General features: G+C 70.0%; 18 protein-coding genes and 1 other RNA gene. 10 read left to right on the forward strand and 9 right to left on the reverse strand.

The genetic code is table 11. From position 1 onward, the window contains the following. Window positions 1-23 precede the first annotated feature (23 nt). Window positions 24-692, forward strand: coding sequence for a two-component system response regulator CseB (gene cseB / locus DP939_RS26375; RefSeq protein WP_225878512.1), 669 nt, complete (start codon window positions 24-26; stop codon window positions 690-692). Beyond that, window positions 692-1915, forward strand: coding sequence for a sensor histidine kinase (locus tag DP939_RS26380; RefSeq protein ID WP_113983472.1), 1224 nt, complete (start codon window positions 692-694; stop codon window positions 1913-1915). The genes cseB and DP939_RS26380 overlap by 1 nt, the downstream gene beginning before the upstream one ends. Window positions 1916-1934: 19 nt before the next feature. Here the strand turns inward: DP939_RS26380 and DP939_RS26385 are convergent, their stop codons facing one another. Together DP939_RS26385 and DP939_RS26390 are read right to left on the reverse strand one after the other, a co-directional pair. Further along, a complete protein-coding gene (locus tag DP939_RS26385) occupies window positions 1935-2201 on the reverse strand; it encodes a hypothetical protein (RefSeq protein WP_147268144.1) in 267 nt (88 codons plus the stop codon). Window positions 2202-2225: 24 nt separating this feature from the next. Next, the gene (locus DP939_RS26390; RefSeq protein WP_225878513.1) at window positions 2226-2558 is read right to left on the reverse strand and encodes a helix-turn-helix transcriptional regulator; all 333 of its coding nucleotides are present in this window, start codon (window positions 2556-2558) and stop codon (window positions 2226-2228) included. A 152-nt stretch (window positions 2559-2710) separates the two neighbouring features. On the opposite strand from DP939_RS26390, the gene DP939_RS26395 reads away from it, so the two are divergent. The 5 genes from DP939_RS26395 to DP939_RS26415 all read left to right on the forward strand — a co-directional run bounded on the left by DP939_RS26395 (window position 2711) and on the right by DP939_RS26415 (window position 8435). Further along, window positions 2711-3079: an STAS domain-containing protein gene (locus DP939_RS26395; protein WP_113983475.1), complete on the forward strand. Its 369-nt coding sequence runs from the start codon at window positions 2711-2713 to the stop codon at window positions 3077-3079. 1234 nt (window positions 3080-4313) lie between these two features. Then, window positions 4314-5288 (forward strand): hypothetical protein, encoded by a 975-nt coding sequence (locus DP939_RS26400; protein WP_147268145.1) that lies wholly within the window; start codon window positions 4314-4316, stop codon window positions 5286-5288. Further along, window positions 5285-6523, forward strand: a complete 1239-nt coding sequence (locus DP939_RS26405; protein ID WP_113983477.1) for a peptidoglycan-binding domain-containing protein — start codon at window positions 5285-5287, stop codon at window positions 6521-6523. The genes DP939_RS26400 and DP939_RS26405 overlap by 4 nt, the downstream gene beginning before the upstream one ends. Continuing rightward, window positions 6520-7197 carry an ABC transporter ATP-binding protein gene (locus DP939_RS26410; protein WP_113983478.1) on the forward strand — a complete coding sequence of 226 codons (678 nt, stop codon included), beginning with the start codon at window positions 6520-6522 and terminating at the stop codon, window positions 7195-7197. The genes DP939_RS26405 and DP939_RS26410 overlap by 4 nt, the downstream gene beginning before the upstream one ends. Then, window positions 7194-8435, forward strand: coding sequence for an ABC transporter permease (locus DP939_RS26415; protein WP_113983479.1), 1242 nt, complete (start codon window positions 7194-7196; stop codon window positions 8433-8435). The genes DP939_RS26410 and DP939_RS26415 overlap by 4 nt, the downstream gene beginning before the upstream one ends. Before the next feature lie 236 nt (window positions 8436-8671). Here DP939_RS26415 and ssrA read toward each other — a convergent pair. Further along, window positions 8672-9059, reverse strand: a transfer-messenger RNA (tmRNA) gene (ssrA, locus tag DP939_RS26420). 110 nt (window positions 9060-9169) lie between these two features. On the opposite strand from ssrA, the gene DP939_RS26425 reads away from it, so the two are divergent. Continuing rightward, window positions 9170-9685: an NUDIX hydrolase gene (locus DP939_RS26425; RefSeq protein ID WP_199565424.1), complete on the forward strand. Its 516-nt coding sequence runs from the start codon at window positions 9170-9172 to the stop codon at window positions 9683-9685. Between the two features lie 214 nt (window positions 9686-9899). On the opposite strand, the gene DP939_RS26430 is transcribed toward DP939_RS26425, so the two are convergent. From DP939_RS26430 to ftsE, 4 genes are read right to left on the reverse strand one after another with little or no spacing between them, the layout of a single operon-like run. Next, window positions 9900-11777 (reverse strand): penicillin-binding transpeptidase domain-containing protein, encoded by a 1878-nt coding sequence (locus tag DP939_RS26430; RefSeq protein WP_113983630.1) that lies wholly within the window; start codon window positions 11775-11777, stop codon window positions 9900-9902. 2 nt (window positions 11778-11779) lie between these two features. Further along, window positions 11780-12247 carry an SsrA-binding protein SmpB gene (smpB, locus tag DP939_RS26435; RefSeq protein ID WP_113983480.1) on the reverse strand — a complete coding sequence of 156 codons (468 nt, stop codon included), beginning with the start codon at window positions 12245-12247 and terminating at the stop codon, window positions 11780-11782. A 23-nt stretch (window positions 12248-12270) separates the two neighbouring features. Next, the gene (gene ftsX, locus DP939_RS26440; protein WP_113983481.1) at window positions 12271-13176 is read right to left on the reverse strand and encodes a permease-like cell division protein FtsX; all 906 of its coding nucleotides are present in this window, start codon (window positions 13174-13176) and stop codon (window positions 12271-12273) included. Window positions 13177-13215: 39 nt separating this feature from the next. Then, window positions 13216-13905, reverse strand: a complete 690-nt coding sequence (ftsE, locus tag DP939_RS26445) for a cell division ATP-binding protein FtsE (RefSeq protein ID WP_111167030.1) — start codon at window positions 13903-13905, stop codon at window positions 13216-13218. A gap of 224 nt (window positions 13906-14129) precedes the next feature. Here ftsE and DP939_RS26450 point away from each other — a divergent pair, with 224 nt between their 5' ends. After that, window positions 14130-14321, forward strand: coding sequence for a hypothetical protein (locus DP939_RS26450; protein ID WP_113983482.1), 192 nt, complete (start codon window positions 14130-14132; stop codon window positions 14319-14321). Window positions 14322-14334: 13 nt separating this feature from the next. Here DP939_RS26450 and prfB read toward each other — a convergent pair whose 3' ends face one another. Continuing rightward, window positions 14335-15453, reverse strand: coding sequence for a peptide chain release factor 2 (gene prfB, locus DP939_RS26455; RefSeq protein WP_113983483.1), 1119 nt, complete (start codon window positions 15451-15453; stop codon window positions 14335-14337). A gap of 89 nt (window positions 15454-15542) precedes the next feature. Here prfB and DP939_RS26460 point away from each other — a divergent pair, with 89 nt between their 5' ends. Further along, entirely contained in the window at window positions 15543-16610 is a 1068-nt protein-coding gene (locus DP939_RS26460; RefSeq protein WP_147268146.1) for a hypothetical protein, read from the forward strand. Between the two features lie 9 nt (window positions 16611-16619). Here DP939_RS26460 and DP939_RS26465 read toward each other — a convergent pair whose 3' ends face one another. Then, window positions 16620-21503 (reverse strand): NAD-glutamate dehydrogenase, encoded by a 4884-nt coding sequence (locus tag DP939_RS26465; protein ID WP_113983485.1) that lies wholly within the window; start codon window positions 21501-21503, stop codon window positions 16620-16622. Window positions 21504-21532: the final 29 nt, after the last annotated feature.

Genomic DNA, 21532 nt, shown 5'->3' on the forward strand with positions numbered 1-21532 from the left:
CCGGCGGGCGCGTAAGGTACAGCGTGACCTCCATCCTGCTCGTCGAGGACGACGAGGTGATCCGCAAGACCGTCGCGATGGCCCTCCAGCGGTACGGCTACCGCCTCGGCACCGCCGCCGACGGCCTGAGCGGCCTGGAGTCCTTCCGGTCCGGCGGCCACGACCTGCTGCTGCTCGACGTGATGCTGCCCTGGCTGGACGGCATCGGCCTGTGCCGCAGGGTCAGGGAGGAAAGCCAGGTGCCGATCCTGATGATGTCGGCGCGCGGCGACTCCCCCGACGTCGTGGCGGGGCTGGAGGCGGGCGCCGATGACTACGTGGTCAAACCGATCGACGTCCCGGTGCTGGTGGCCCGGATCAGGTCGCTGCTGCGCCGTACCACCGCTCCCGCGCCCGCCGCGCCGGGCGTGCTGCGGTTCGGCGAGCTGACGGTGGACCCGGCCGCGCTGGAGGTACGGCTCGCCGGACGGCTGGTCGAGCTGACGCCGACCGAGCTGCGGCTGCTGCTGGAGTTCGCGGCCAGTCCGGGGATCGTGCTGGAGCGTGCCACCCTCCTGCGCGACGTGTGGGACTACGGCTGGGACGGCGACAGCCGGGTCGTCGACCTGTGCGTGCAGCGGCTGCGCAAGAAGATCGGCGCGGACCGGATCGAGACGGTACGCGGCTTCGGCTACAAACTGCGCGGGGCCTGATGCCGCTCTCCCTGCGCTGGAAGGTCGCCGCCCTGATCACGCTGGCCTGCTGCGCGATCACCGCCGCGGTCGGGCTGCTGGTCCACCGCACGACACTCTCGCTGACCATGTCGCGGGGTGAGGAGCGGGCGCTGTACGAGGTCGAGCTGGTCGTCACCCAGTACCGCGCGAACGCTCCGCCCGACGAACGCTCCCCGTACACCGATTGGATCATGCCCGTGGACCGGCTGCCCGCGCCCCTGCGCGAGAAGCTGGCCGTGGAGTCCCCCGCCACCTGGTACTTCGACGAAAACCCCGAAGCGCTGGCGATGTGGGCGGCACGGTCGGTGGGCAAGGGGCTCGTGGCCGTCGCGCCGATGGACATGACCGCGTCCATGTCCGCCTGGCGCGCGCTCGACCGGGCCATGGTCAAGGCCGCGCTGACCGCGCTCGCCGTGGTACTGCCCGCCTCGCTGCTGCTGGCCGAACCGGCCTACCGGCGGCTGCGCCGGGTCGCCGCGACCGCCCGCACGATCGCGGACGGCGACCTGGACGCCCGCGTCGACCCCGGCCGGGGCGCGCGCGACGAGATCACCGACATCTCCGCCGCGGTGAACTCCATGGCGGCGAGCCTGCACCACCGGCTCCGGGCCGAGCAGCGGTTCACCGCGGACGTCGCGCACGACCTGCGCACCCCGCTGATGGGCCTGGTCACCGCGGCCGAACTACTGGACGACGGCGAGGCCGCGGACCTGGTACGCGACCGGGCGCGGGTCCTGCGCACCCTGGTGGAGGACCTGCTGGAGGTGTCCCGGCTGGACGCGGGAGCCGAGGTGGCCGAGCGGGTGCCGGTGCCGCTGGCCGAGCTGGCCCGCCAGTCCGCGGCCCGGGTGGGGGTGGCGGCAGGCGTACGGGCCTCGGGGGACCCGGTGGCCGAGACCGACCCGCGCCGCCTGGACCGCATCCTCGCCAACCTGCTGCTCAACGCCCACCGCCACGGCGCGCCCCCGGTGGAGATCACCGTCGGGGACCGTGTGATCGAGGTCCGCGACCGGGGGCCGGGCTTCTCACCCGACCTCCTCGCCGGCGGCCCGGAGCGCTTTCGCACCGGCAGCGCCGAACGCGGCCACGGCCACGGCCTCGGACTCACCATCGCCCTGGGCCAGGCGGGCGTCATAGGCGCGGACCTGACCCTGTCCAACGCCCCTGACGGCGGAGCCGTCGCCACCCTCCGCCTCCCCTGACCCCCTGCGGCCCCTCGGGTCAGTCGCCGCCGTCTCCGCCGCCGTCGCCGAACCCCCCGTCGCCGCCGGAGCCGCTGTAGCCGGCGCCGCCGTCACTCCCGGAACCGCTGGACGTCGTGGTCAGGAACCCGATGACACCACCGACGATCAGCATCACGACCACGAACTCCCCGACGGCCTTCCTGCCGAACACGTCCACGGCGATGATCAGCACCCCGAAGGCGAGCGCGACCCCGATCAGGAACGCGCGCACCATGACGACCTCCAAGGTTCCTGTGAACCTCATTATGGTCATCGGAAAGTAATCGATTCAATACTCAGTGCTAGATCGTCCGGTATGCTGGTGGCGGGTGAAGATGTCCAGCAGGACACCGATGGGCACGTCCGCCTCGGTCGGATAGCGGAAGTGCCGGTCGGCATTGATCGTGTAGTTGTTCCGGCGGCCGACCTTGGAGCGGGTCAGATATCCCGCCTCATGCAGGTCGGACACGATCCCCTGGGCCGCGCGCTCGGTGATGCCGATGGCCGACGCGATGTCGCGCAGGCGAGCCTGGGGGTCGCGGGCGATCTCCAGCAGGACCCGCGCATGGTGGGTCAGGAAGGTCCACGAGGAGGGCTGCCGGTCAGGACTGGTGTTGGCCACGTCACATCTTCCTACACGGCGAAGCGGCGACGCACTCCGCGTTGGCGGCGTCTTCAGAAGAATTATATCGGAAAGACTTTTCGTGTATCGTTGTTCCGACGTACGCTGGGCATCCGCCAGTTGAGCATCCATCCGCGAGCAAGGGGATAACCATGGTCGTCACACGGCACACCCGTCCATGCCGCGTATGGACCCCGCCGATCGACGCCGTCCTCTACCTGGACGGCATCTTGCGCATCACCTACACCCCGGCCCCACGCGGCGGCCGGGCCCTCCTGGTCGGCGAACTCGACGCGACCAACATCGCGGCGGTAGCCCCGATCCTGACCCAGGCCGGCGCCGAGGACACCATCACCATCGACCTCGGCCTGCTTGAGTTCATCGACATGGCCGGCCTCCGCATGCTGACCACCCTCTGCCGCAACGGCACGGCCACCCTCACCAACGTCCCACCCGCCATGAACCGCGCCCTCGCCCTCCTCTCCGAATCCGACCCCGCCGACCTCCCCGACTGCGCCTGACCCCCTCCAACCACGAAACCGCCCCTGACCTGGCAGGTCAGAGGCGGTTTGCTGAATATGGGGGCGGCGGGAGACGAACCCGCCACCCCATGGCCTCCCACCTGCGGCTCTGCCCATGGCGCCAGGTCAGGCCGGACGGTGTCGTACACCGGGCAGGCTGTGACGCCACGCCGCGCCGTACTGCGCAGTAGGGGCCGACGAGCGGGGTTCGGGGGGGAGGGCCCGCGGGCAGATCAAGCATTACCGCTGTGACACCGGCACATCCGCAAGGTGACCGGACGCGTACGTGATCACGTCATCGGCAGCGGAATCGCCGGGTCTCCAGCCGGTGTCCCGGTTCCATCGACGACCGATGCGGCTACGCCCAACGAAGTACGCGCCGCTGTCGCGTACCCTGCCGAACTCCACCTCGATGTCCCGGCCGAATGCGCCTCGGCAAGCGCGCCCCTCCACAGGGACCGACCGGCACACCGTTGATCGCCGCACGAGCGGCTGCCGTCGCCCTTCGACCGCCTGCGTGGATGCCGGGGGCCATCCGGCGGCGTGATCGAGTCGCGCTGGACGACCACGCCAGGCGCCCTATGAAGAACCCGGCTCAGCGTGGCCTTCGCTCCCCAGGTCGGCGGGATGGCGCCCGGTGGGCGCCCATCCGAAAGAACCGGCCGTGGCCGCTGAGCGCACGGCGATGCACAGGTGCCCGGCTCCGCCCTTCCACGGCGTACCGATCGCCGATCGTCGACCCCGACGCCACGGCTCGGCACATTGAACTTCTTTCAGCCGGCCGCTTGGCCCCGGTCAAAGGCGTCTTCATCGGGCTGGGGCCGGGCCTGATCCCCCGATGAACGCCTGGCCACGCGGCCTCTCACCAGGGAACTTGAGGCTGAAAAGGTTCACCGCCGCGCAGAACTGCCACCGCGACCACGCCCCGGCAGGTGACCCCGACCGGTGATTCCACTCCGCTGGACGCCCACCCACCATTCCTCGCCGAGATTCTCCTCAGCGACGGCAGGTTCATAACCGGCCGGAAATCGGCACGTCACCCTCGGTCATTTCCTCATGGTCACGTCACCGGTTCAACTGATCCGTTGTGGCGGCCCCGGCTATCGGCATGATTTTCGGCCGCCCGGTAATTGTTAATGTATCGGCATCCAGGTTCGTTGCGGCTGTTGTAGCGAACAGAATGTATTGCCGTATACAACCTCGGCGCGCGGCCTCATCATAGAATTGGATACCTATGGATACGACGATGAAAGGGCGAGGGTTTGGCCTGCTGGCCGGCGGGTTAGGAGTCGTGACCGTCCTTGTAGTCGGTTGTTCTGGTGGGACGCAGGGAAAGGGTGGTGGTGCGGCGGGCGATGAGAGCGGCCCGATAGGCTCGTCGGTCACCGAGGCGAGTCTGCGCGGCACGTGGGAAGATCGGCGGCTGCTGTTCTCTGCCGAGGAGAAGATCACCGCAGACTGCATGACCCGGCACGGATTCCGCTATGTGATGAACAAGCTGCCCGCGACCGAGGAGAAGTCGGTCGACAACACCTTGACAGGCGACGATCTCGAACTGAAGTCCAGAGTGGGATACGGTGCGAACTTCGATGATCCATCGTCCGGCGGCGAACCGGATGATCCCAATCAGGACTATCTCGACACCCGGTCGGACGACGATCGAAGTGCGTGGACGGCCCGGTTGTCCGGCACGAAGGAGCCGGTGCGGGTGACCCTTCCCGATGGCGGGGAGATGGCCGCGAACGCCGACGGATGTATCGGTGAGGCCCGCTCCAGGCTTTACGGGGACTTCAAGACCTGGCTGACCGGTTCTTCTATAGTGAACACGATGAGCGGGCGCGTTCATGCCCTTCTACCGAAAGATCCCGCCTACCTGGCGAAGGTCGCGGAGTGGCGGACCTGCATGGCGGCGAAGGGATATCGATACGACAGCCCCGACGCCTCCACCGACGCCGTGATGGCAGAGCTGGAAAAGGCGAAGAAGGCCGGAGAAGAGGCGTCCGGGCGGGCCGCCCGGCGGGCGAAGGAGCTACGCATCGCCACTGCCGACGCCGAATGCGACCGCCGGGTGCGGCTGTCGGCGACCGTGCGCGACCTTTACCAGAAATACTGGGCGCAGGAGGCGAGAAAGAGCGAGAGCGCCATCCTCGCCTATCGTGAGCTGCTGACCGCTGCCATCGGCCGCGCCAAGCAGGTCGTGCGGGAATGACGAAGGGGGTCTTTTCCGCGCGGCGCACGCTGGCGCTGTGGGCGGCGGTTTCGATCGCACTGGCGGCGGGAGCCTGGTGGCTGGGCGCGCGGGTCGAGTCACGATCGCAGGCGGCGGCCAGGGCCGCGCCCCCGCCGCCCTCGGTCATCACCGCCCCCGTCGAGTTCCGCGCGCTGGTCCGCCGTACGGTCACCCGTGGCACGGTCAAGGCACAGCGAGAGGAGATCGTCCGCGTCGAAGGCGAGCCTGCGGAGGGCCGTCCCGTCATCACCGGCGTCCATGTCGCGCTTGGAAGGACGGTACGCGAAGGCCAGGCGCTCGTGGACGTGGCCGAGCGCCCTGTGTTCGTCTTCCGCGGGCGCATCCCGATGTACCGGGACCTGACGATCGGCGCGCAGGGGCGCGACGTGCGGCAGTTGCAGCAGGCGCTGGCCCGGCTGGGCTATCCGAGCTGGGACCGTCCCGGCGTCTTCGGCCCGCGTACCGGCGCGGCCGTCCTGCGCTTCTACCAGGCGAAGGGATACACCGCCACCGTCCCCGCGCCCACCGCCCAACCGGAACGGTCGCCCAAGCCCTCGGCGGCATCGGCCCCAGAGCGGGACCACGCCTCGACGCCCGAGGCGGCCGGGGTGCGCGTCGGCGTCAACGAGGCGGTATTCGTCAACCGGCTCCCCGCCAGGGTGACGGCCGTGTCGGCGGCGGTTCGGGGCAAGGCGGACGGCGAACTGCTGCGCCTGGCCGGGGACCGGCTGATCGTGACCGCCTCGCTGAGCCAGGAGGCCAAGCGGGACGTCCGGCCAGGCGATCGGGTGGAGATCGAGGACGAGGCCCTCGGCAAGCGCTATGCCGGACGGGTCACCACGGTACGGGAGCGGGCACCGGCCACGGCGAAACGGGGCGAAGACGAAGAGCCGCAGGGCGATTCCGCCGACGAAGGCGCGTACGTCGTGACCGTGAAGACCGATCGCTCCCTGCCGCTGAGCATGCGCGGCAGGGACGTGCGCGTCGCCGTGAAATCGGGAGGCAGCGGGCGCAAGGCGCTCGTCGTACCGCTCGCGTCGGTGGTGACCCGTGCCGACGGCCATGCGCACGTGACCGTGCTTGCGTCCGGTGGCGCGAAACGCGAAGTGCCGGTTGAACTGGGACTCGCAGTGGACGGATTCGTCGAGCTGACGGGTTCGCCGAAACTCGCCGCGGGCGAGGAGGTCGTGGTCGGCCAGGAGCGGCCCGGATGACGCCGGTCGTGGAGTGGCGTGACGTCAGCCGTACCTACGACGCCGCGCCGCCGGTCGAGGCGCTCAAGCCGTGTTCCCTCACCATCGCCCGGGGCGACCACGTGGCGGTCATCGGCCGGTCCGGCTCGGGGAAGTCCACGCTGCTCAACCTGCTGGGCCTGCTGGACGCGCCGAGCGGCGGCACCTACCTGCTCGAAGGCAGCGACGTCGGCGGGCTGACCGAGGCGGCCAGGACAGGCGTGCGCAATCACCTGCTGGGCTTCGTCTTCCAGGCGTTCCACCTGTTGTCGTACCGCACCAGCCTTGAGAACGTCGAGCTCGCGCTGCTGTACTCGGGCGTCCCCCCGCGCCGACGCCGGGACAGCGCCGCAGAGGCGCTGACCAAGGTCGGGCTCGCGCATCGGCTCGACGCGTTCCCGCCGACGCTGTCGGGCGGTGAGCGGCAGCGCGTCGCCATCGCCCGCGCCATCGTCAAGCGGCCCAGCCTGCTGCTGTGCGACGAGCCGACGGGCAGCCTGGACAGCGTCACCACGGGCACGGTCCTGGACCTGCTCGACGAACTGAACGGGGACGGGCTCACCGTGGTCGTGGTCACCCACGAAGACGATGTCGCCAAACGGGCGCGGCGGCTGGTCGAGATTCACGACGGACTGCTGACCGAGGCACGGGCGTGAGCCCGGCGCGTTCCGCACGTGGCCGGGCCGACGGCGCGCTCCGCTCCAGGGTGGCCCCGCGCGACCTGATCGACGAGGCGCTGATCTGGATCGTCCGGCGCAGGGCGCGATCGCTCCTGACCGCGCTCGGCACGCTGCTCGGAGTCGGCGCGTTCGTGGCCACACTGGGCCTGACCAGTACCGCCGCCGCGCAGATCAGCGGCAGATTCGACGCGTACAAGGCCACGGAGGTGGTCATCCAGGACGGCCGTCCCGACACGCTCGATCCGCCCTACCCGCGCGACGCCGAGGGCCGTCTGCGACGGCTCAACGGCGTCGTCGAGGCGGGCGTCTTCTGGTCGGCGGCCGACGAGAGGCTACGCGTCCGCACCACCGAGCGCCGAGTGCCCGGCGAGGAGGGCGAGCACGGGATCACGCTGATCGCCGCCTCCCCCGCCGCGCTGCGCGCCGCCGGCGCCTCCGTCTCCTCCGGGCGGCTGTACGACGACGGCCACGCCCGCCGCGGCGACGACGTGGCCGTACTGGGGATCGGCGCCGCCCGCAGGCTCGGGATCACGAGCGCGGCCGGGGCCCCCGCCGTTTTCGTCGGCGACCACGCGCTGACCGTGATCGGCATCATCGACGACGTCGCGAGGAACCCCGACTTCCTGCTCGGGTTGATGGTCCCCGTCGAGACCGCCGAACGGCTGTGGGGCGACCAGGGCGCCCAGCGTAAGATCCTCATCAACACCCGGCTGGGAGCCGCCCAGCTCATCGGCTCCCAGGCCGCGATGGCGCTGCGCCCGCAGGATCCTGAACGTCTCGCCGTGATCGTCCCTCCCGACCCACAGACCCTCAGACAGGGGGTCGAGGGCGACCTCGGAAGCCTGTTCCTGCTCCTCGCCGGCGTCTCCCTGCTCGTCGGCGCCGTCGGCATCGCCAACACGACGCTGGTCTCCGTCATGGAGCGCACCGCCGAGATCGGCCTGCGCCGCGCCCTCGGGGCGCGCCGCCACCACATCGCCGGTCAGTTCCTGATCGAAAGCTCCCTCCTCGGCAGCGCGGGCGGACTGCTCGGCACCTGCACCGGCATCATCATCGTCACCGGGGTCTCGCTGGCCAGGCAGTGGAGCGCCGTCATGGAGCCCGCCCTCGTCTTCTCCGCACCGCTCATCGGCACCCTGACCGGCCTGATCGCAGGCGTGTACCCGGCCGTCAAGGCCGCGGGGATCACCCCCGTACAGGCGCTCAACCGCTGACCGAAGGACTGTGTCCCGATGTCGGCCTGGCCGCCGCCCGCCGGCACAGCCACCAACGTGTTCGGGGACATGCTCTGGCCAGGGCGTGCTTGTACCGCGGCTGGACGTGGCGCGGCGCGGGGGGCCGGCCCGGTACACGCGAGGGCTGACGTCCCCGCTCCGAGCGGGCGTATGACCATGGTGTGACCCCGCACACGAACCGCCCCTGACCCGGGTGGGTCAGAGGCGGTTCGTAGATGTGGAGGTGGCGGGAATCGAACCCGCGTCCTTCAACCCCAAAACAGGGCTTCTCCGGGCGCAGCCTGCTTTAGATTTTCTCAGCCCCGGCGATCACACAGGCATGTCGCCGACGGGCTCAGCCACTGTGAGATTTCCCGCGCGACCCCCGTGGCCGGGGTCGGCGGTTGAGCCTCCTAGCGATGCCGGGCTCGGGCCGGAGGCGGTCCCGAGTCGGCAGAGGTCACTCGCTGCTTAGGCGGCGAGGCCCAGGCTGGCCTGGGAAACCTCAGCGTGCTTCTTATTGGCACTTGTTGTTTGCGGTCACAGGATTAACGAGGTTATGTCCGCAGTCCTCGGCCCGCTTCCCACTGCCTTGCAAGGTCGAAGTCGAAGCCGGTCACCCCCATGTGCTGTTGTCAAGCTGTCGGTGTCCGTCCAGGCCCACCGAGTGATCTGACGATACCCTCTACAACACCCTTCATGCCAACATGATTCCCGATCGTCCAGGGGCCGCCATGATCGAGCTTCCGCAGGACTATCCGATCGTCGAGCGTGACGCCGTACGCCTGGTCGTGTGCGACTCCCTGGAGCGGATCCTGCTGTTCCACACGCGTGAGCCGGTGCACCCCGAGCTGGGGACGTGGTGGGAGCTTCCCGGGGGCGGGATGGACCCTGGGGAGACGTTCGTGGAGACGGCGGTGCGGGAGTTGCGGGAGGAGACGGGGATCGTCGTGGCGGCGGCGCAGGTGGGGCCGCCGAGCTGGCGGCGGCGGGCGTCGTTCCGGCATCGGGACAAGCGGCATGTGCAGAACGAGGTCGTGGTGCAGGTGCGGCTCGCCGTGCCGGGGCCCGACGTGGACGAGGCCGAGCGGCTGGACTACGAGCTGGAGGACTACTTCGGCTTCCGCTGGTGGGCCGTCGCCGACGTCGTGGCGAGCCAGGAGGCGTTCTATCCGGGCAGGCTGCCCGGGCTGCTCACCGGCTTCCTGGCCGGGGAGGAGATCGACGAGCCGTTCGAGCTGTGGTCGTGAGGCGCGAAGCCCCGGGAGCGCGGCACGCACGCACGCGCTCCCGGGGCCGACCGGCAGGGTCGCGCCGGTCCGGACGGCAAGGCTTCCCCCGAGATGAAGCCTTGTCCCATCACGGCGACTGAGCCCGCAACCCCCCAAGCGGTGCCCAGTCACCTAGTAAGACGCGAACGGCACCACCGATGGTTGCTCCGGGTGCTTCCGTTTTTTCGTAGCGTCACGCCGTGCTGTGCACGCCGTGGAAGAAGGCCCCCGCGATGGCCGCCGGGTCGTTGCCCTCGGCCAGTACGGCGACGGCCACGTCGTCCTGGTAGCCGATGAACCACGAGCGGTCACCCGTGGTGAACGAGCTGATGCCGTACACCTGCGGGCCGTTGGCGTTGGCCGTGGCGGCGGTGCCGGAGGTGACCCCGGCGCGCATGAGGCCCCTGAGCATGTCGGTGCGGGCGGGGTCGAGCTTGATCGGGTTGGGCTGGCGGACCGGTGGGGTCTCGGCGGCCGGGTCGGGGGTGGCCGGCTGCTTGACCAGGACCGGCGGGTGCCAGGTGCCGTTCTTGATCGCGCCCGCGATCAGCGCCATGGACAGCGGGCTGACCTTGATGTTCTGGCCGACGATGGCCTTGGCCCTGGCGGCGCTGCTGGTGAGCCTGGGCAGCGAGCCGGAGAAGGACTTCAGGGGCAGTTGCCAGTCGCTGCCGATGCCGAAGCTGCGGGCGCTGGCGGACAGGGTGCCGGCGTCCACCCGGCGGCCGAGCGCGGCCAGCGCGGTGACGCAGGCGTTGGCCAGGCTGCCCTTGAAGGTCGGCGTGCCCCCGGTGGAGCCGCCGGTCTGCTGGAACCGGGCGCCGCCCACCGTGCGTTCGGACGGGCAGGGCAGCCGCTGCTTGGCGGTGACCCCGGCCTGCAGCAGCGCGTCGGCGGCCACGATGGAGAACACGCTGCCCGCGGCGAACTTCCCGCCCAGCGCGTCCTTCTCCTGGTGGAACTGCTGGGTGGCGACCGCCAGGACCTCGCCGGTGGACGCCTTGACCGCGACCAGCGCGGCCTTGTTGGCGCTGGCCACGGCGACCTCGGCCGACCCCTGGAGGCGGGCGTCGATGGTGGTCTGGACCGGGGCGTTGGAGCGGCCCTCCCACTTGGCCAGCTCGGCGACCTCCTTGCCGGTCTTCAGGTCAAGGGTGATCACGCGGATCGCGGTCGCGCCGGTGAGCTGGTCCTGGTACGCCTTCTGCAGCCCGCTCAGGCCCACCGAGTCGCCCGCCCGCTGCGGGCCGCCGAGCTGCTGCTCGGTCTCCGGGGTGATCGCGCTCACCCGGCCGACGATCTGCGTGGGGGCGCCCGGGTCGACCGGCTGTTTCTGCGGGCGGATGGTGATGCCCTGGATGGCGTTCAGGCGCGACTGCAGCTCGGCGTACTTGCGGCGGCCGAAGGTGACCAGCGGCGCCAGCTCGTTCGGCGGGGCCGAGTGGATCCGGCTGAGCAGCCGGTCCTGGGCGAAGCCGGTCACCTCCGCCAGCTCCTCGCACAGCCGCTCGGGGTCCTTCAGGTGGGCCGGGGTGACCCCGGCGACGTAGAGAACGGCGTCGCGTTGCAGCGCGTCGCGGTTGCGGTCGAGCACCGGCTGGCGGCTGTCGGAAATCGGCGGGACCGCGAACCGCTGTCCCTCCTTGAGCTGCGGGTGCAGCACACTCGGCGACCAGCGGACCTTCCAGGCGCCGTCCACCAGGTGCAGCGGCAGCTTGCCGTGGTAGACCCACAGCGGGTTGTTCTCCCCCAGGTCGACCTCGGCGCGGAAACCGGCCTGCGAGGCGTCGCCGGACCGCGACACGCCGGTGAGGTGGAAGCGCAGGGACGCCGCGTCGAGCTGCAGGCGTACCTCCGCAAGGGCCTTTGCCACGTGCCCCGGGTCGCCGTCGGTACGGCGGGCGGCCATCTCGTAGTCGCCGGACTGCCAGCCGACCAGGAAGTCGCGTACCGCGTCGTGCGCCGAGGGCTCCTCGAAACAGCCGGACAGCAGCGGGGCGGAGGCGGCGAGCGCCAGGGCCGCGGCGACGGTCTTCCTGACCGGGGTCCGGGCGGGTAGGGCAGATGCCACGGTCACCTGTACCTGTGCCGCGTCTCGCGGGCCATCTCCCGCTTCGCCTGCTTCTCGGCGAGCGCGTGCCGCTTGTCCCAGTCCTTCTTGCCGCGGGCGAGCCCCAGCTCCACCTTGGCCTTCCCGTCCTTGAAGTACAGCTCCAGCGGCACGACCGTCAGCCCGCCCTCCTTGGTCTTGCCGGCGAGCTTGTCGATCTCCTTGCGGTGCAGCAGCAGCTTGCGTGTACGGCGAGCCGCGTGGTTGGTCCACGTCCCCTGGGAGTATTCGGGGATGTGGACGTTGATCAGCCACATCTCGCCGTCCTTGACGGTGGCGTACCCCTCCGAAAGCGATGCGCGACCGGCCCGGAGGGACTTGACCTCCGTGCCACGCAGCACCATGCCCGCCTCGAAGGTGTCTTCGATGTGGAAGTCGTGGCGGGCGCGTTTGTTTCTGGCGATCGTCTTGCGCCCGGTCTCGTGTGGCATGCCTTCGAGCCTACCGGCCGGTCTCAGACCCGGAGGTAACGGCGGAGCGTGACGAACGACGCCATCACACAGATGATCACGCCGATGGCCATCGTCAGCATGATCACCCAGGCGACGTCGTTCCAGCCCAGCGCGCTGCTGCCGAGGTACTGGCCGACGCTCTCGAACAGGAAGACCTTGGACATGATCAACAGGGTGGCCGCGACCACCCCGCCGACCAGACCGGCGATCATGCCCTCCATCACGAACGGGAGCTGGATGTAGAGGTTGGAGGCCCCGACCAGGCGCATGATGCCGGTCTCCCGGCGGCGGTTGTAGGCCGACAGGCGCACGGTGTTGCCGATCAGCAGGATCGCCGCGAAGACCAGGATGAACGCGACCGCCAGCGCCGACCAGCGCAGCCGTTCCAGCAGCGAGAACCAGATCTCCAGGATCTTCTTCTGGTCCACGACGTTGGAGACGCCAGGCGCGCCCTTGATCCGCTCCATGACGGCGGAGTAGCTCTCCGGGTTCTTCACCTTGACCCGGAAGGACTCGGGCATGTCCTCGACCTTCACGGCGGCGACCAGCACGCTGTCGGCGCCGTACTGGTCCTTGAAGTTCTGGTACGCCTTGGTGGCGTCCTCGTAGTAGACCTGCTGGACCTCGGGCATCGCCTGGATCTGCTGGCGCAGCGTCTCGCGCTCCTGCTCGGTGACGCCGCCGGTGTTCTTGCACGCCTCGAACGGTGAGTCCTTCGAGCAGAGGAAGGCCGAGATCTCCACCTTGTCGGCCCAGAAGGTCTTCATGTTGGAGACCTGGGCGTTGATCATCAGTCCGACGCCCAGCAGCGCCATGCCGATGGCCACCGTGACGATGACCGCGACGGTCATCGTGAGGTTGCGGCGAAGGCCGATCCACACCTCGGAAAAGATGAAATTCGCCCGCATGCTCTTCCTGTAACTCCTGGTCCGGTCTAAGGATGCTGGTCAGTACGCCTGGCCGTACACTCCGCGCGACTGGTCTCGGACGATCTTGCCGTCCTCCAGCTCTACCACGCGCTTGCGCATGGAGTCGACGATCGCCGCGTCGTGTGTGGCCATGACGACCGTGGTGCCGGTCCTGTTGATCCGGTCGAGCACCTTCATGATGCCGATGCTCGTCGCCGGGTCGATGTTGCCGGTGGGCTCGTCGGCGAGGAGGATCATGGGGCGGTTGACGAACGCGCGGGCCATCGCGACCCGCTGCTGCTCACCGCCGGACAGCTCGTCGGGCATCCGGTGGGCCTTGCCCTCCAGGCCGACCAGCTCGACGACCTCGGGAACGACCTTTCTGATGAAGCGCCGGGGCTTGCCGATCACCTCCAGGGCGAACGCGACGTTCTCGTACACGTTCTTGTTGGGGAGCAGCCGGAAGTCCTGGAAGACGCAGCCGATACGGCGGCGCAGGTGCGGGACCTTGAAGTTGGACAGGCGGGCGAGGTCCTTGCCGGCGACATGGATCGCCCCGGCGTTGGGCCGCTCCTCCTTCAGGACGAGTCGGAGGAACGTCGACTTGCCTGACCCCGAGGGCCCGACGAGGAACACGAACTCCCCCTTGTCCACGTCCACGCTGATGTGGTCGAGGGCGGGGCGGTTCTGGTTCGCGTAGACCTTGGTGACGTTATCGAAATGGATCACGGGCGCATCACGGCATGTCAGTCTAGGGGTTCGGGACGGTCGCGGGGGTGGTAGTGGCCACATCCCGCCGTTCGCCGGCCGGGGGGCGTAGATCTTTACCCTTGATCGACGTTCCGGTTGGCCATGGCACAGTCTAGGGGGAACACTGGCATGGAAGGTCCATAACGGAAACAAAACGATTGCGCGTATAGCATCGGTAGGGCAATGAAGGAGGGGAGCAGACCATGAGCTGCGATCATCTGATCTGCGCGCGGTGCGCCGGGCCGGTCGCCGAAGGCCGGTGCCCGCAGTGCCGCGCGATCAGGGACGAGCTGCACGGGCGCGGCCCCGGCGGCATTCCGCCGGCGCTCATCGTGGCCGCCCTGATCGCGCTGCTGGTCGTCTCCCTGGGGCTGCGCGAGCTGGTGCTCGGCTGACCCCGCCGCGGGCTCAGTCGCCCTTACCGGACTCCTGACGGCGCATCCAGCGGATCTCCGCCTCGATGAACGAGTCGAGGTCGCCGTCCAGGACGGCGCTCGGGTTGCCCGCCTCCACGCCGGTGCGCAGGTCCTTGACCATCTGGTAGGGGTGCAGCACGTAGCTGCGGATCTGGGTGCCCCACGAGGTGGTGGACTCCCCGCGCAGCTCGGCCATCTTCTCGGCCTCCTCCTGCCGCTTGCGCTCCAGCAGCTTGGCCGACAGCACCGCCATCGCGGTGGCCTTGTTCTGGAGCTGGGAGCGCTCGTTCTGGCAGGAGACCACGATGCCGGTCGGCAGGTGGGTGAGCCGCACCGCGGAGTCGGTGGTGTTGACGCCCTGGCCGCCGGGACCCGACGAGCGGTAGACGTCGACCCGCAGGTCCTCTTCGTTGATCTCGATGCGGTCGGTCTGCTCGACCACGGGGACGATGTCCACGCCCGCGAACGAGGTCTGCCGCCTGCCCTGGTTGTCGAAGGGGCTGATCCGCACCAGGCGGTGGGTGCCGTGCTCGCCGCGCAGCGTGCCGTACGCGTAGGGCGACTTGATCGCGAACGTGGCGGACTTGATGCCCGCCTCCTCCGCGTAGGAGGTGTCGTAGACCTCGGTCGAGTAGCCCTTGGCCTCGGCCCACCTGATGTACATCCGCAGCAACATCTCCGCCCAGTCGGCGGCGTCGACCCCGCCCGCCTGGGAGTTGATCGTCACCAGGGCCTGGCGCGAGTCGTACTCGCCGGACAGCAGCGTGCGGACCTCCAGCGCGCTGACCTCCGTGCGCAGCGCGGCCAGCTCCCGGTCGGCCTCCTGGCGGGTGTCCGGGTCGTCTTCGGACTCGGCCAGCTCGTACAGCACGGCGACGTCGTCGAGCCGCCCCGCCAGGCCCTCCACCCGGTTGTACTCGGCCTGGAGGTGCGAGAGCCTGCTGGTGACCTGCTGGGCCGCCTCCGGGTCGTTCCACAGGTCGGGCGCGGCAGCCTGCTCGCCGAGCTCCTCGATCTGCCTGCGCATGCCGTCGAGATCGAGCACGTCCTTGATGCCCTTCATGGTGCCGACGAGCTCGTTGATCTCTTCTGACGGATCGATTACTGCCACGGTTGTTAAGCGTACGCGACCGAGAGCCCCTGTCAGGCAACGAGCAGGCCGTAACATGGGCAGGCGGCGGGCTAAGGGGGAGGCGATCGGTGCGAGCGAACGGGCGGCGTCGGGTGCTCGTGGCCACGCTGATGCTGCTGCCGGTCGTGCTGGCGGCGTGTTCGGCCGGAGGGCGGGAGGCGGGAGGAGCCTCCCCCGTCGCGGCGACCACGCCCGCGGCCACGCCCGGCGGCACGGCCACCGCGAGCACGGCGCCCGTCCCGGTGGTGACGCTGGAGGAGGCCCGCCGGGTGGTGACGCGCCTGCTGGCCACCGACGACGTGCTGCGGGCGGGCGGCGAGCTGCGGATGGCGCTGGAGATCGTCCGCGACGGCCAGGCCGCGCTCACGACCGCCGCCTACCGGGCCAACGACATGGAGCCGCCCCGCTACGGCTGGGGCGATCCGGTCCTTTACGTACCACGCCTGGACCGCGCCCCCTACTGGTTCACCGCGGTGGTCGAACGGCGCGACGGCCCGGGTGGGCGGGAGCGCGAGGACGACGCCCGCTCGGCCGTGCTGACCTTCATGAAGGAGAACGACGAGTCGCGCTGGCAGCTCAGCTTCGCCACACTGCTCTACTCCGGCGCCGAGCCGCCCGAGGTGGCGCTCGACGCCGAGGGCTACGCCACGGCGCTGTCCACGCGTGACGAGAGCCTGGAGATCAGCCCGCAGCTGATGGCCCCGCTGCATGCCACGGTGGCCGAGGAGGGCTCCCAGGGCTTCTCCGCGGCGCTGATCGCGCCGGGCGAGCACACCACCGGCTACTCCGCGGAGATCGCCGAGCGCAAGCAGCAGGCCAGGCACGACGGGCTCAACTTCGACTCGATCTTCGGCGCGACCAAGTCGCCGGTGTTCGGGCTGCGCACCCGCGACGGCGGCGGTTTCGTCCAGTACGCGATGACCCGCACCACCACGCTGAGCGCCAAGCTGCCCAGCGCGCCCTGGATCGCGATCCCGCAGGACGCGCGCTGGGCCGCCGAGCAGCCGGCGATGGCCAAGGAGATGCGGATCATCGAGACCCACCAGTACGCCGCCGAGGTGCCCGCCAAGGGCTCCCGCAGGCCGGCCGAGGTGATCGCCTTCGATGGGGCGATCACCCGGGTTTCCGGCAAGTAGGGCGCGTCCTCACGCCTCGCTGTGCGGCAGTCCGCTGGTGGCCACCAGCGTCCTGATCGCGCGCAGCGCGACCGACAGCGTGGCGAGGTCGAAGGTGTCGCTCTCCCAGATCTCCGACAGGGTCTGCCGGGAGCGGGCCACCGCCGCGGAGTTGGCCTCCGACCAGTTGGCCAGGCGTTCCTCGGGGGAAAGGCCCGGCTTGGTGTGGGTGAGCACGTCGCGGGTGAGCGAGGCGTGCGCGGCGTACAGGTCGTCGCGCAACGCCGCCCTGGCCATGGAGTTCCAGCGGTTGTCGCGGGGCAGCGCGATCACGCGTTCGCGCAGCCTGGCCAGTTGCAGCCGGTCGGCGAGGTCGAAGTAGACCTCGGCCACCTCGCTCACCGGGCGGCCGGTCAGCGAGGCCACCTCCACCAGGTCGAACGTGCTGTACGCGGGCACCATGGCGGCGGTCCGCTCGGCCAGCTCGTACGGCACGCCGCGGCCGGCGAACCCGTCCCGGCGTTCTTCGAACGCGGCGAGGTCGGGCCCGCACAGCAGCTTCGGCAGGTGTGGAATGAGGCCGTTCATCCCCTTGGCGAAGAAGCTCACCGTGGACGCCAGGTCGAGCGGCGGCCTGCGGTTGCCGAGCAGCCAGCGGGTGCCCCGCTCGGTGAGCTTGCGGGCCTCCAGCAGCATGGCGAGCTGGGTGCCGGTGTCCACCTTGTTGTCCAGCGACTCCACCGCCTGCCAGAAGGTCGGCATGTCGAAGACCTCGCGGGTCACCAGGTACGCCCGGGCGATGTCGGAGACCGAGGCGCCGATCTCCTCACCGAACCGGAACATGAACGTGGTGCCACTGCTGTTGACCAGGTCGTTGACCACGCGGGTGGTGATGATCTCGCGGCGCAGCGGGTGGGAGTCCATCTGGGCGCGCAGCCGCTCGCGCAGTTCCGAGGGGAAGTAGGACACCAGCCAGGACGCCAGGTAGGGATCATCGGGCAGGTCGGAGGCCAGCAGCGCGGCGTCGGTGCCGAGCTTGGTGTAGGCCAGCAGCACCGAGAACTCCGGCGCGGTCAGCCCCAGCCCAGCCTGGCGGCGCTCGGCCAGCGCCTTGTCCGAGGGCAGGAACTCAAGGTCGCGGTCCACCCAGCCCTCGCGTTCCATCCGGCGCAGGTAGCGGGCGTGGATGTGCAGCATGGCGGGGGCCTGGGCGCGGGAGGCGGCGAGCACGACGTTCTGGGCGTAGTTGTCGCGCAGCACCAGGCTCGCCACCTCGTCGGTCATGTCGAGGAAGAGCTGGTTGCGCTGCTTGTCGGTCAGTTCGCCGTCGCGGACCACCCGGTCCAGCAGGATCTTGATGTTCACCTCGTGGTCGGAGGTGTCCACCCCGGCGGAGTTGTCGATGAAGTCGGTGTTGATCAGCCCGCCGTTGCGGGCGAACTCGATCCGGGCGAGCTGGGTGAGGCCCAGGTTGCCGCCCTCGCCGACGACCTTGCAGCGCAGGTCGGCCCCGTTGACCCGGAGGCCGTCGTTGGCCTTGTCGCCGACGTCGGCGTTGCTCTCACCGCTCGCCTTGACGTACGTGCCGATGCCGCCGTTCCACAGCAGGTCCACGGGCGCGGTCAGGATGGCGCTGATCAGCTCGTTGGGCGGCATCGCGACGACGTCGCCGGGGATGCCGAGCGCCGCGCGCACCTGCGGGGTGATCGGGATGGACTTCGCGGTGCGCGGCCACACCCCGCCGCCCGTGGAGATGAGCGACCTGTCGTAGTCGTCCCATGAGCTGCGCGGCAGCGCGAACAGCCGGGCGCGTTCGGCGTGGGACCCGGCCGCGTCGGGGTCGGGGTCCAGGAAGACGTGCCGGTGGTCGAACGCGGCCACCAGGCGGATGTGCCGGGACAGCAGCATGCCGTTGCCGAACACGTCGCCCGACATGTCGCCGATCCCGGCCACGGTGAAGTCGGTGGTCTGCACGTCCACGCCGGTGGACCTGAAGTGGTACTTCACCGACTCCCACGCGCCCCGGGCGGTGATGCCCATGGCCTTGTGGTCGTAACCGATGGACCCGCCGGAGGCGAACGCGTCACCCAGCCAGAAGCCGTACTCCTTGGCCAGCGCGTTGGCGATGTCGGAGAAGGTCGCGGTGCCCTTGTCGGCGGCGACGACCAGATAGGTGTCGTCGCCGTCGTGCCGCACCACGTCCGGCGGCGGGACGACCTCGTTGTTCACCAGGTTGTCGGTGAGGTCGAGCAGGCCGGAGATGAACATCCGGTAGCAGGCGATGCCCTCGGCCAGTACGTCCTCACGGGACCCGGAGGCGGGCGGCCGCTTGACCACGAACCCGCCCTTGGAGCCGGTGGGCACGATCACGGTGTTCTTCACCATCTGCGCCTTGACCAGGCCCAGGATCTCGGTGCGGAAGTCCTCCATCCGGTCCGACCAGCGCAGGCCGCCCCTGGCGACCTTGCCGAACCGCAGGTGGACGCCCTCCACGCGCGGCGAGTAGACGAAGATCTCGTACTTGGGCCGCGGCGGCGGCAGCACGCTGATCGCCTGCGGGTCGAACTTCAGCGCCAGGTACGGCTTGCGCCGCCCCTCCGCGTCGCGCTGGAAGTGGTTGGTGCGCAGGGTCGCCTGGATCATCTCCAGGTAGGCCCGCAGGATGCGGTCCTCGTCCAGGGAGGCCACGTCGTCCAGCGCGCCCAGGATCTCCTCGCGCAGCGCCTCGCTGACCTCCTCGCGCACCTCGGGGCCGCGCTTGGGGTCCAGCCGCGCCTCGAAGAGCAGCACCAGCAGGCGGGCCAGCCGCACGTTGCCTGCCAGCACCGACTGCATGTACTGGAGGCTGAACGTCGAGCCCGCCTGGCGCAGGTACTTCGCGTACGCCCGCAGGATCGTGACCTGCTCCCAGGTCAGCCCCGCCTGGAGCACCAGGGCGTTGAAGCCGTCGGCCTCCACCTCGCCCCGCCACAGCGCGGTGAACGCGTCCTGGAACAGCTCCTTGAACGCCTCCGCGGCGACCTCCGGCGAGGCGGCGCTGCGCAGCCCGAAGTCGTAGATCCAGGCGTCCCTGGTAGCGGGGTCGCCGTCCCGGTCCACCTCATACGGCCGCTCGTCCACGACCTCGACGCCCAGCCGCGACAGCAGCGGCAGCGCGTGGGACAGCGAGATCGGCCGGTCCAGCTTGTAGACCTTCAGGCGGCGCTCGCCCTCGGCCGCGTCGTAGGGCTCATAAAGGTTGATCTCGATGTCGTGGTCGCCCTCGGCCAGCCGTTCCAGGCGGCGCAGGTCGGCCACCGCCATCCGGGGCGGGAAGTCGGCCTTGTACGCCTCGGGGAAGGCGGCCTGGTAGCGCTTGATGAGCGCGGGGGCCTCCTGCTCCGGGCACAGCTCGGTGACCGCGTCGGCCAGGTCGTCCTCCCAGGTGCGGGTGGTGGCGGCCAGCCGGGCCTCAAGCTCCTCGGCGTCCACGCCGGCGCCGGTCTCCGGCAACGGCCTGCCCCGCTCGCCGCGGACCACCACGTGCAGCCGCGCCAGCGCCGACTCGCCGATCATCACGCTGTAGTCGATCGAGCTGCCGCCCAGCGCGGTGAGCAGGAGCTCCTGCATGCGGGTGCGGACCTTGGTGGTGTAGCGGTCGCGCGGCAGGTAGATCAGGCAGGAGATGTAGCGGCCGTAGTCGTCGCGGCGCAGGAACAGCCGGACCTGCTTGCGCTCGCGCAGCCGCAGTACGCCCAGCGCCATCGGCACCAGCTCGTCCACCGAGATCTGGAACAGCTCGGCCCTGGGGAAGGTCTCCAGGGTCTCGATGAGGTCCTTGCCGTCGTGGCTGTCGGGGGCGAAGCCCGCCTCCTGCAGGACGGCGGCCAGCTTGCGGCGCAGCACCGGGATGCGGGAGATCGACTCGTTGTAGGCGACGTGGGTGAACAGCCCGAGGAACCGCCGCTCCCCCACCACCTCGCCGTCCGGCGAGAACAGCTTGACGCCTACGTAGTCGAGGTAGGCGTGCCGGTGGACGGTGGCGCGGGTGTTGGCCTTGGTGATGATCAGGATCTGCTTCTCGCGGGCCTTGGCGCGCAGTTCGGCGGGCATCGCGGCGAAGCTGTCGGAGCCCGCCTTGTCCATCCGCAGGATGCCGAGCCCGGTGCCGGGTACGGCGTGCAGGGCGTCGCCGTCGCCCTCCTGGGCCAGCCGGTACTCCCGGTACCCGAGGAAGGTGAAGTGGCCGTCGGCGAGCCAGTGCAGCAGGTCCAGGCTGTCCTCGACCTCGGCGGGCGGCAGCGGCGGCGGCGAGACCGAAAGGTCCTCGGCGGTCCGCACGGCCAGCGCCCGCATCTTCGCGAAGTCCTCGACCGCGTAGCGCACGTCGGCGAGCACCCGCTGGAGGTCGGCTTCGAGCTGCTTGAGCACCGCGGCGTCGGGCTGCCGGTCGATCTCGATGTGCATCCACGACTCGGCGAGCCGCTGCCCGGTGACATCGTCGTCGCCGGGGCCGAGCATCTTGCCGGTCATGTCGCGCCGTACGTCCATCTGGGGGTGGACCACCAGGTGGACGCCGATCTCCTGCCGGTCCAGCTCCATGGTCACCGAGTCGACCAGGAACGGCATGTCGTCGGTGACCACCTCCACGACCGAATGGCCCGGCTCCCAGCCGTTCTCCTCAAGCGTGGGGGTGTAGGCGCGCACCAGGGCCCGGCCCTGCGGGCGGTGCCCGGCCAGCCTCCGGTGTGCCATCGCGGGGCCGTAGACGTCCACCGGGTCGCGGTCGAGAAGATCCTCTGGCGCCACGTGCCGGTAGTAGGTGCGGAGGACGTCGACGGCCTCCGCCACGCTCACATTATCGCCACCGGCCCGATGCGCGCAGGTCTCGGCCGCGGCTTTGAGCAGATCGTCCTTGGCCTCATCGAGCGACATGTCGCTGTCTCACTCCTTTGTGAGTGTGG

It is taken from the genome of Spongiactinospora rosea (assembly GCF_003315795.1).
GTDB classification, from domain to species: Bacteria; Actinomycetota; Actinomycetes; order Streptosporangiales; family Streptosporangiaceae; genus Spongiactinospora; species Spongiactinospora rosea.

Bases quoted from the DNA above. Each gene is read 5' to 3' on its own strand.
- DP939_RS26380 (WP_113983472.1), top strand. From the start codon at position 692: ATGCCGCTCTCCCTGCGCTGGAAGGTCGCCGCCCTGATCACGCTGGCC.
- DP939_RS26385 (WP_147268144.1), bottom strand. From the start codon at position 2,201: ATGAGGTTCACAGGAACCTTGGAGGTCGTCATGGTGCGCGCGTTCCTG.
- DP939_RS26395 (WP_113983475.1), top strand. From the start codon at position 2,711: ATGGTCGTCACACGGCACACCCGTCCATGCCGCGTATGGACCCCGCCG.
- DP939_RS26400 (WP_147268145.1), top strand. From the start codon at position 4,314: ATGGATACGACGATGAAAGGGCGAGGGTTTGGCCTGCTGGCCGGCGGG.
- DP939_RS26405 (WP_113983477.1), top strand. From the start codon at position 5,285: ATGACGAAGGGGGTCTTTTCCGCGCGGCGCACGCTGGCGCTGTGGGCG.
- DP939_RS26410 (WP_113983478.1), top strand. From the start codon at position 6,520: ATGACGCCGGTCGTGGAGTGGCGTGACGTCAGCCGTACCTACGACGCC.
- DP939_RS26425 (WP_199565424.1), top strand. From the start codon at position 9,170: ATGATCGAGCTTCCGCAGGACTATCCGATCGTCGAGCGTGACGCCGTA.
- smpB (WP_113983480.1), bottom strand. From the start codon at position 12,247: ATGCCACACGAGACCGGGCGCAAGACGATCGCCAGAAACAAACGCGCC.
- ftsX (WP_113983481.1), bottom strand. From the start codon at position 13,176: ATGCGGGCGAATTTCATCTTTTCCGAGGTGTGGATCGGCCTTCGCCGC.
- DP939_RS26450 (WP_113983482.1), top strand. From the start codon at position 14,130: ATGAGCTGCGATCATCTGATCTGCGCGCGGTGCGCCGGGCCGGTCGCC.
- DP939_RS26465 (WP_113983485.1), bottom strand. From the start codon at position 21,503: ATGTCGCTCGATGAGGCCAAGGACGATCTGCTCAAAGCCGCGGCCGAG.